Source organism: bacterium, from assembly GCA_041648665.1.
GTDB lineage: Bacteria > UBA10199 > UBA10199 > 2-02-FULL-44-16 > JAAZCA01 > JAFGMW01.
In genome coordinates, this window is sequence record JBAZOP010000006.1 from 50579 (window position 1) to 59437 (window position 8859).

18 protein-coding genes are annotated in these 8859 nt (G+C 61.0%); all 18 read left to right on the forward strand.

Going from position 1 to position 8859, the window contains the following annotated elements:
* Positions 1–447, forward strand: coding sequence for a hypothetical protein (locus tag WC683_04295; protein ID MFA4971808.1), 447 nt, complete (start codon positions 1–3; stop codon positions 445–447).
* Positions 444–893, forward strand: a complete 450-nt coding sequence (locus WC683_04300; protein ID MFA4971809.1) for an FYVE zinc finger domain-containing protein — start codon at positions 444–446, stop codon at positions 891–893. Before WC683_04295 ends, WC683_04300 begins: the two co-directional genes overlap by 4 nt.
* Positions 890–1432 (forward strand): hypothetical protein, encoded by a 543-nt coding sequence (locus WC683_04305; protein MFA4971810.1) that lies wholly within the window; start codon positions 890–892, stop codon positions 1430–1432. Before WC683_04300 ends, WC683_04305 begins: the two co-directional genes overlap by 4 nt.
* A gap of 113 nt (positions 1433–1545) precedes the next feature.
* On the forward strand, positions 1546–2100 hold the full coding sequence (locus WC683_04310; protein ID MFA4971811.1) for a hypothetical protein: 555 nt from the start codon (positions 1546–1548) through the stop codon (positions 2098–2100).
* The gene (locus WC683_04315; protein ID MFA4971812.1) at positions 2097–3314 is read left to right on the forward strand and encodes a radical SAM protein; all 1218 of its coding nucleotides are present in this window, start codon (positions 2097–2099) and stop codon (positions 3312–3314) included. The genes WC683_04310 and WC683_04315 overlap by 4 nt, the downstream gene beginning before the upstream one ends.
* Positions 3315–3332: 18 nt before the next feature.
* Positions 3333–4040 (forward strand): hypothetical protein, encoded by a 708-nt coding sequence (locus WC683_04320; protein ID MFA4971813.1) that lies wholly within the window; start codon positions 3333–3335, stop codon positions 4038–4040.
* Complete coding sequence (locus WC683_04325) at positions 4037–4195, forward strand: hypothetical protein (protein ID MFA4971814.1); 159 nt, start codon at positions 4037–4039, stop codon at positions 4193–4195. The genes WC683_04320 and WC683_04325 overlap by 4 nt, the downstream gene beginning before the upstream one ends.
* Positions 4192–4449, forward strand: a complete 258-nt coding sequence (locus tag WC683_04330; protein MFA4971815.1) for a hypothetical protein — start codon at positions 4192–4194, stop codon at positions 4447–4449. The genes WC683_04325 and WC683_04330 overlap by 4 nt, the downstream gene beginning before the upstream one ends.
* On the forward strand, positions 4446–4667 hold the full coding sequence (locus WC683_04335; protein MFA4971816.1) for a hypothetical protein: 222 nt from the start codon (positions 4446–4448) through the stop codon (positions 4665–4667). The genes WC683_04330 and WC683_04335 overlap by 4 nt, the downstream gene beginning before the upstream one ends.
* Complete coding sequence (locus tag WC683_04340; protein MFA4971817.1) at positions 4664–4894, forward strand: hypothetical protein; 231 nt, start codon at positions 4664–4666, stop codon at positions 4892–4894. The genes WC683_04335 and WC683_04340 overlap by 4 nt, the downstream gene beginning before the upstream one ends.
* Before the next feature lie 24 nt (positions 4895–4918).
* The gene (locus tag WC683_04345) at positions 4919–5152 is read left to right on the forward strand and encodes a hypothetical protein (protein MFA4971818.1); all 234 of its coding nucleotides are present in this window, start codon (positions 4919–4921) and stop codon (positions 5150–5152) included.
* A gap of 7 nt (positions 5153–5159) precedes the next feature.
* On the forward strand, positions 5160–5573 hold the full coding sequence (locus tag WC683_04350; GenBank protein ID MFA4971819.1) for a hypothetical protein: 414 nt from the start codon (positions 5160–5162) through the stop codon (positions 5571–5573).
* Positions 5574–5652: 79 nt separating this feature from the next.
* Entirely contained in the window at positions 5653–5994 is a 342-nt protein-coding gene (locus WC683_04355) for a hypothetical protein (GenBank protein ID MFA4971820.1), read from the forward strand.
* Entirely contained in the window at positions 5991–6542 is a 552-nt protein-coding gene (locus tag WC683_04360) for a transposase (protein ID MFA4971821.1), read from the forward strand. The genes WC683_04355 and WC683_04360 overlap by 4 nt, the downstream gene beginning before the upstream one ends.
* Entirely contained in the window at positions 6517–7977 is a 1461-nt protein-coding gene (locus WC683_04365; GenBank protein ID MFA4971822.1) for a hypothetical protein, read from the forward strand. Before WC683_04360 ends, WC683_04365 begins: the two co-directional genes overlap by 26 nt.
* Positions 7978–7981: 4 nt before the next feature.
* Entirely contained in the window at positions 7982–8293 is a 312-nt protein-coding gene (locus WC683_04370) for a hypothetical protein (GenBank protein MFA4971823.1), read from the forward strand.
* A gap of 79 nt (positions 8294–8372) precedes the next feature.
* Entirely contained in the window at positions 8373–8543 is a 171-nt protein-coding gene (locus WC683_04375) for a hypothetical protein (protein MFA4971824.1), read from the forward strand.
* A partial coding sequence (locus WC683_04380) for a hypothetical protein (protein ID MFA4971825.1) occupies positions 8540–8859 on the forward strand: 320 nt, incomplete at its 3' end. The genes WC683_04375 and WC683_04380, both read left to right, overlap by 4 nt.

Here is an 8859-nt window from a genome sequence, read left to right on the forward strand (position 1 = left end):
TTGAACTTCATCATGTACTTGCTCGGGAGCTTCTGGCGAACGGTCGGGGCGCTCATCGCGTTGTCCGTGATACTCGGGTGGCTGGTCGAGGCCATCCGCGCGATTCGGGGAGAGCCGAAGTTGCCCGAGGTCGGAATGTTTCGCACGCTCCCCGATGGCCGGACGTTATACACGCCGGATCTGGTCTGCGAGGACTGCAAGGAGAGGCTCATCTCATCGCTCGCCAAGGACTGCTCGGGCGCGCTCTATCTCAAGGTGTACGAGTGCGCTGAGAGCAAGCGGAGGAGATGGGAGTTGGAGGCGGAAAACCAACTGCTCAAGTCACGGTGCGAGGTTCGGTACTACCGAACGGAGATGGACTTGCACATGGGAGATTTCGTCAGGATCAACCCCGAGAAGGGCACAGTCACTCTGGTCGAGCCTCCCGATGCGGATGACGGAAGATGAACATACACAACCCGCCAACCAACCAAGAGGAGCGCTTGCATATCCTGACGCTGGTGCGTTCGCAGTTCCGCGAGTTGACGGGAACGGAGGCGGGCGTGACGTGCGCGTCTTGCCAACGCAAGGTGCCCGTCCGTTTCATGTACCACTGCTTCAACTGCGGACTCTGGTTCTGTCATCGGTGTTCCGGCGAACACTTCGCGACCGGAGCCACAACGTGGAATCCGATGGCGACCGCTCCCCGGACCGCTCAGAACGTTCGGGTGATGATGAGCGACGGGACTGTGCACGAGGAGGCGCATTGGGCGAGCGACAAGAGCGGTGAAGATCAGCCTCCGTTTGAGGGGTGGTTTGTCGCGGTGAGGAGCGAGGAGACGGGCGCCGTGGTGGCGTATCGGGGAATCCCGGATCCGGTTGGATGGCAACCTCCTCGGGGAGAGAAGCGATGAACGTAATCAGCATTGACCCGGGCATCGCGTGTACCGGCCTCTTCACCGTGATCGACGATCAGCGCCGCTCGCGCTCGATCTCGACCGATGGCCTTGATGGTGATGAGAGGCTGGTGGGGCTATGGGCGCAGTTGAATCTGGTGCTCGCGGATTGCGGGCGCTTCGACATCGCGTTCATCGAGGACTACCTCTACCATTCGCCCGGGAGCCTGTCCGCGAGGAAAAGCGCGGAGGCGGGGGGAGTGATCAGGCTCGCTCTCGCGCAGATGAAGATTCCCCTTGTCGCCGTTCCCATCCAGACGTGGAAGGCGCTGACAATCGGCGACTTGAAGAAGAGAACGAAGGCGGAGCAGCGAGCCTACCAGCGCGCCGTTGAGCAGATGTACGGGGTCACTATCGAGGGGCCAGACGCTGCTGACGCGTTTCTGATTTACGCTGCCGCGCGGTTGATCTACACTCGCCGAATGAAGAGGACCGCGACGATGCTCCGTCTGTACGAAGAGATCGCCGCAGTTGTGCAGAAGAAAGGAGAGCCATAGTGGAGTTATTCGCCAACGTCATGCCCGAGCAACTGGCCGAGATTCCGTGGGGATGGAGGAACCGACAAACGCAGCATGGTCCTATGGTTATCGAGCACCCCGGGCGGATCCAAATGCCGAAGCTCTCGCGGTACTTCGATTGGACGCGGTACAGGATCGAGGACTATGCGCCGGGGAGACCGTTCGGGACGCGGAATATGAAGAGCGTGTTTGTCACAGCCTCCCGGTTCATGGGATGGGAGGAGCTTCTGGTACAGTCTCCTCCGCTCGATCCTATCGTTGACGGATTCCTCGAATGGAACGCGCGGTTGTGCGACGAATGGGGAGCGCGGCTCGAATACTTCATGATCGGGGATGAGACGGCATACAACCGGGGTCTGCTGATCAATCCCGATTGGTGGCGGTCTTGGATCAAGCCTCACTATGCGAAAATGGTGTCCTTCGCGAAGAGTCGAAAGATGACCGTTGTCTTTCACGCGGACGGTGATCTGTGGGACGTTCTGGACGATTTCGCGGAGATAGGGGTTGATGTCTTGAACTATCAGGCGGTCGGACGTATGGTGATGGTGAAGGAGAGCGGCAAGACGAATCACCGTGGTATGGCGTTCATGGAAAACGAGGAGACCGCGCGCGTGAATCGCTTCGGACTCAACGAGGTGCTGCGGTGAGAATCCTTCTCATCAAGCTCCGCGAGCCTACCAAGCCGACGCAGAAGTCAACCTACATGCCACCTCTCGGGCTTTGGACTCTCAAGACGTTCATCGAGCGCGATCCATCGTACACGGTCGAGGTCGCCGATGAGCATACGGGCGACCAAGCTGCTCTGCTGTGGGGAACCGCGCGGTACGATCTGATCGGATTGTCCGCGCAGTTTTCCATTCAGCACGCCGAGTACGTCCGCTCCGCGAAGCGCCTGATGCAGTCGGATGCTTTCGTGATCGCGGGAGGATTCCATGCCTCCGCTGTACCGGAGCCCGAGGGGGTAAAGGAGACGTGGGCGGGAGAGGGCGAGCCGAGATTCCAGCGCTTTCTGAACCTCGCGGGAGAGCCGACCGGCCCAACATGCCGAATCCCTGACGGGGCGCTCGAACGGTATTGGAACCTCGCGGCTCCGCACGATCTACAGAGCAAGACGCAACGGTGGATGTCCCTTGAGACTTCGCGCGGGTGCTACCTCGATTGCGGGTACTGCGGCGTCCGGAGGTATTGGGGGGCGTGGCGACCGGTCCCGATGGACCGCATTCTGGCGCAGCTGGATCACCTCTGCTCGCGGGGAGTCGAAGAGGTGTTCATCGAGGACGACAACGTCAACGCGGTCGATGACCACTTCGAGGCCGTTGTCGCTGCCCTGCGGGAACGCGGTCTCTGGTGGAGCACTCCGAACGGGATATCAGCGCACCGTCTCCTCGGACATACCAAGAGACTCGCGCCGTTGTGTTGGAGGGTGTCCCTGCCCTTCGAGGCTGGCAGCGCGAGGTCGGCGGAGTTGATGGGACTCGGGCGGAAGTGGATGCCCTTCGACAAGGCGCTCTCTCTCGTGAAGGCTCTCAGAGGCGAGGGGATTCTCACCGCCGGATTCTTCATCATCGGGTACCCCGGGGAAACGCTCGAAGACATGCAACGGACTCTGGACTACGCGAACGCTCTACCGCTCGATCAGCGCAACATCTACATCGCGACTCCGTACCCCGGGACGCGGCTGTATGAGAGGTGTATCGAGGAGGGATGGCTGGCGAAAAAAGACGAACAGTTGTATGATGCTCTCCTGTACACCGTGGGGCTGGTCAACACGGCGGAGTTCAAGAGCGAACAGGTAGAACAGTTGAAATGGCGCGACAGAGCGGCGGCTCTCGCGCGGAAGCAGAACGCGGCTCGATCCTGAGTCGAGAGGAGGGAGAGAGTGTCAGGAACAATCAAGGTACTGAACGCGAAGGGGGCGAACGTCGCTGCCTTCACAACGGAGTGCAAGAGCGACAAGCTCATCATCCGCGTGGGATACCGGCTGTCGGGGCAGTACTCGACGCGGCTGATCACGATCAAGCCCGAGCTTCCATCGCTCACGGCGGCGCTCCGCTGTCTGGTCGATGAGGTGGGAGCCTTCCCTGAGTTGGACTTCGCGATGATCGAGGAGCCGGAGGGATTCTGGAACGCTCGGTCACTCGGCGCTCGAATCGACGCGGTGCGCATCTGCAAGCTCGCGTGCCAGTGGCATATCGTCCCGATGGCCGAGGTGTCCGAGTGGAGGTGGAAGCCGAGAATGCTTTGGCCTCCTCGGAAAAGCCGAGAGGACCGGGCGAGGATTCGCGCGATATACGCGAGGGCGAACGCGGACACCCCGAGTGACGATGAGTTGGGAGCGGTGCTTGCCGTCTCGGACGCTGTGCTGCTCGCGGAGTACGCGGGGCTGGTCATGGAGTCGGAAGGGCGGCTGGACCGCGAGACGTGGCGAAGGATCCAAACCGCGATCCACAAGCGGCCGGACGCGAAGTGGGTTGACCGCATGTACCCATCGGAGCAAGAGCCTCCCGCACCTCTCGTCAGTCAGGCCTTCAAGGCAGAGGTCATTCTGCGCGACAGAGAGGCGAGATTTGACGAGGAGAGCGAGTGAGCGCCGATGAGGGGAAGTGCGGAGGCTGCGCGAAGGAGAAGTGCCCGCGCTGGCTGGTCGTGTTCTGCGGAAAGACAGCGGCGGTGGAGATGATCTGGCGGCTCGGCGGAGTCCAGTTCAATCCGAACATGCGCAAGAAGGAGGGAGAGAAGTGAACCTGATCGAAGAGTTGGAGGAGTATCTCGCGAGCATTCGCTTACGGGGAGTGGCAAAGGTAGCAGATGACATTCAGGCGATCATAGACCGGTACAAATTGAGCGAGCGCGAGACCGCACTGCTGGTAAAGGACAACCTGTCGATGATTGCCAGCCTTTCGTCAATATCTCTCAACCTGAGCCTCGCTGTAACGGAAGCCGCCATGCAGATTGGCAACCTCGCTCGGGAAGCCCGAACGGAGAGGACCAGATGAAGGCGACTCTCGAAAGCACGAGCAAGATCGTGCATCTGAACGGAGTGCCTGCGCGGATATGGGAGGGAGAGACGGAAAGCGGAATCCCGATCCACTGCTACATCACGCGCGTCGCGGTCGCGGAGGGAGCCGACTCAACGCAGTTCCAACTTGAGTTGGATCAGGTCCGCTCTCCTTCCCCGGAAGTTGCGGCAATACCGTTGAGGCTGATACTGTGAAAAGGCCGTGGTTGAATCCGGTCTCGTGGATCGCGGTCGAGGTCGGAATCTGTCTCGCGCGCAAGAAGGCGAGCTACCAGCGGACGGGAAACACGCTCATGGTGGAGTACTACACGCGACTGCTCGCGAGGTACCGGCGGAGGTTCGAGAGGACGCTACTGGCGCGGGCGGAGGCTGTCGAGACTTCCGTGGTGAAGGACTTGGAGCGCGCGGGATTGGGCGTATAATCCGAAAGCAGAAGGAGGAGAAGAATGATCATCACGATTCAGAGCGGAGAGAGAGACTACTACACGCATCAGCGGATGAAGGTGAACGGGAAAGAGAAGCTGAGCATTGGTCCGCTGTGCGAGTGTCCCGAGGATGCCATTGTTGGGCGCTCTCTGGTGGACTGCGATCAGGTGCTCGATTTGATGCGCGAGGCGCACGCGGCCGGGGCACGGGGAGAGGTCTTGGAGATCGTCAACGAGCCTTTCGCGGGGGAGTGATAGGTCAATGAGACGGCCAGCATTCCGCAGTCACTACTTCCCGGCGTTTTACTCGTTCTACTACACGGCGCTGGCCGCGACTGCTCGGAGATACGGATACGCTCTCGCTCTACACGGGTCCATGCAGCGCGATCTGGACATGATCGCGGTCCCGTGGACGGACAAGGCTGTCTCGGCGGAGCGGCTGATCGAGGTGCTGCGCACTCGGCACGGTCTGTTCAAGGGCCAGCCAGCGGGAGCGAAGATGCCCCACGGGAGGCGCTGCTGGTCGCTGATGTTCGGAGGCCACGCATACGCGGATATCTCCGTGCTCCCGAGGCGCAAGGCAAAGGCCGAAAGCAAGACGTGGGCAGACAAGAACCTGTATGCCAACGATTTCAGAAACAAACAGGAGCCAGCGAAGAGGAGGGGGAAGAAATGACTATAGCAGCGGTGATCTTGGTCGTGCTGGCCCTGTTCGGGCTGTTATGGATTGCGTGGGATGGCCGAAGGAGAAAGCCATGAACGAGATAACCGATCCTCAGCAAGCGCCAGTGAACGCGGGCGAGCCAATTGTCCCGATGGTCATAGCTGACCTTGAAGCTCGACGCGAGTTCGGGCGCAAGAAGTACGGCGATGAACTGCGGGTGAGAAACGGAAGAGACGCTCTCATAGACGCATACCAAGAGGCGCTTGATCTGGTGATCTGCTTGCGACAGAGGATCGAGCAAGAGAAAGTCACCCGGGAGACGGCGCAGGAGGCCAAGGGAAAGATTCGGAGCAACGTGAGGATTCCGCTATACTTAGGGCAACCGGGAGTTACGGAAGTTCCTACGAGCGAGATGAGGGGGAAGCACTCATGAAAGCGAAGGGCGCGCGCGGTAAGCAGAGCAAGCCAAAGTCCAAGCCTCATCGCGCGATGGGAAGGAAAAGCGACTACGACGCGAATAAGCACCCCAAGCTCGCAAAGAAGTACGCCGAAGAGGGCAAAACCGACGAGGAGATCGCGCTCAGCCTCGGGATAGGCAAGACGGCGCTCTATGACTGGAAAAACGCACATCCGGAGTTTGCGGTCGCGATAAAGGAGGGGAAGGCGAAACCGAACCGCGAGGTACGGGCCGCGTTCTACCGTCGCGCCGTGGGGTACAAGACGCGGAGAGTGATCTACGCGCCGGGGGCGGTCGGGCCAGACGGGAAGCTCGGGAAGGGGCGAGTGCTCCGCATCGAGGAGTTCGAGGTACCGCCATCGACCACGGCTGGCATCTTCTGGCTCAAGAATCGGGAGCCGGAGGAGTGGAAAGACGTGAGCCGAATCGACGCGACGGTGCGCGGCGGGTTGACGGTCGAGGAGATGCACAAGCGGCTCGAAGCTCAGAAAGCGCGGAATGGCGACAGCAAACGACGCGGCTGACCCGGTCGGCGAGGAGATGGCGGAGGTTCTGCGGCTCGCCGAAGATGATCCTATCGGTTTTGTATCGGAGTGGCTGGACATCAAGACGTGGAGCGGGATGCGCCTTGTCATTGATACGGTCTGGCACAACCAGCGCACCTCCGTTCGAGCCTGTCACGGAATCTCCAAGACCATAACAGCGGCTGCGATAGCGGTGACGTTCCTGAACGTGTACCGGCCGAGCATCGTGATCACGAGCGCTCCCACGGGCCGACAGGTCAAGGAACTGCTCTGGAAGGAAATCAGGACCATCTACCAGAAGCACCCGTACCTCTCGGGGTTGTGTCAAACGCTCGACGTGAGAGTGGCGCCCGACTGGTACATGATCGGGTTCGCAACGGACTTCGCGCAGAACATCGAGGGCTTCCACGCTCCGCACATCCTTTGGGTGCTCGATGAAGCGAAGGGGTTGCCCGAGTGGCTGTACAACGCGGTCGAGGGATCGCTCACGGGCGGTATGGCAAAGGTCTTGGAGATCAGTACCACGGACGGGGCGGATCAGCAGTGCCCGTTCAGGAAGCATCACACCACGGAGCGCGCGAAGTGGAAGTGCATCCGGCTGAGCGCGATTGACTCGCCTTTCGTGCATCCTGACGAGTACCCGGATCTCAAGCAGTATCGAAACCCGCTGCTCATCAAGGAGTACGGGAAGCCAGCGCACGAGGCGGAGTGGAGCCTCGATCTGTCGAGCGAGATACAGGTTGCGACTCAGGCATGGATCGACGACAGGCGGGACTCTTGGGAGCAGACGCGGCGCGATCTGTGGCTGACGAAGGTGCTCGGGGAGTTCTCAGAGGCGGGCGAGAGCAACGTCATTCCCATCGCGTGGATCGAATCCGCGATCAACGCTCCTGTTCCCGAGGGCGGAACGGAGGAGTGGGGGTTGGACGTCGCGCGGTTCGGCGTCGATATGAGCGTACTGACTCCGCGTCGCGGCGCTCGGGTATCGAAGCAGATCACGTGGGGGAAGAAAGACACGATGGAGACTGTTGGGCTGACCCTCGCGAACACGAAAGGTCGCGGCATCGTCAAGGTCGATGTCATCGGCATCGGGGCGGGAGTGTTCGACCGGCTCGCCGAACAGGGGTACGCGGTCATCGGGATCAACAGCAGCGAGAAGGCGATGCAGAGCAAGCTCTACATCAATTGCCGTACAGAGATGTGGTTCCACGCGCGGGATATGTTCGAGCAGCAGTACAAGCACGGCGGGGTGCTCTCGATTCCCGACGATCCAGAGTTGATCGAGGAGTTGAGCGGCATTCGCTTCCGGATCCGCAGCGACGGTCTACACCGCGTTGAGGAAAAGGACGATTTCAAGAAGCGGCTTGGGCGCTCTCCCGACAAGGGGGACAGTTGCGTGTACGCTCTCGCGGACTATCCGATTGAGGAGGAGTGATGCTATGATGCAGTTCTGCCAAGAGCATTGGGATGATCTGCGCATCGAGATAGCCAAGGCTGGACTCGCGGACGCGGTGAGCAAGGACGGGGCGGAGGCGGTCCGGCGGTTCAAGACAAAGGACGCGGACCCGCTGCTTGAGGCGCACAACATCATCATGGTGCTCGGCGCGAAGCGCGGGTTGGTCGAGGGGTGCCCCGTGTGTCACGTCGCGGCGGAAAGCGGAGGGGTGACGGACGCGGAGATCATCCGCATGACCGTGGAGAACGTGAAAGAGCGGCGGGCGGTCGCTCTCGGGAAAGGAGGAGAGGGATGAAGGGGTTGTGGAGGAAGCTGAGGGGAGCGGTTCGGGAGGCTCTCGCGGTCTGGTGGCTCAAGCGGAACGGGATACTGAAATGAGGATCATGCGGATGACCGTGGAGGGCTGCGCGAGGTGCGGAAAGACTCACGCCGATCTGCTCTTCAAGCGGTTCAAGAGGCCAGCCGGATCCTACACGTGGTGGGCTGCCTGTCCCAAGACGGGAGAGCCTATCCTGATGAGGATTCGAGAGAAGGCCGAAGGATGAGCGACGGGGAAAGGCGCGCGCCGGTCGAGGCCGAGACTCTCGAAGCTCTGAGGCTGATGGCGAGCGGGAAGCACGGGTGGGCGCTCGAACACGTTGCCAAGGCGATTCTCGCGACGTGGGGAGCCGTGCAACCGATGGAGTGGAGCGGAGGGCGGGATGCGTTCAGGGCGGCTCTCGCGGCTCATCCAGAGGTGCTCGCTCAGGGGCCAGAGGGCTTGGCCGTGGAGCTTTCCGAGGAGGGCGAGGATTTCGGCACGGAGACCACCGAGGAGCCTCAAGGCGCGATGCGGGGCGGAGAGGTGGGGGAATTCGGACG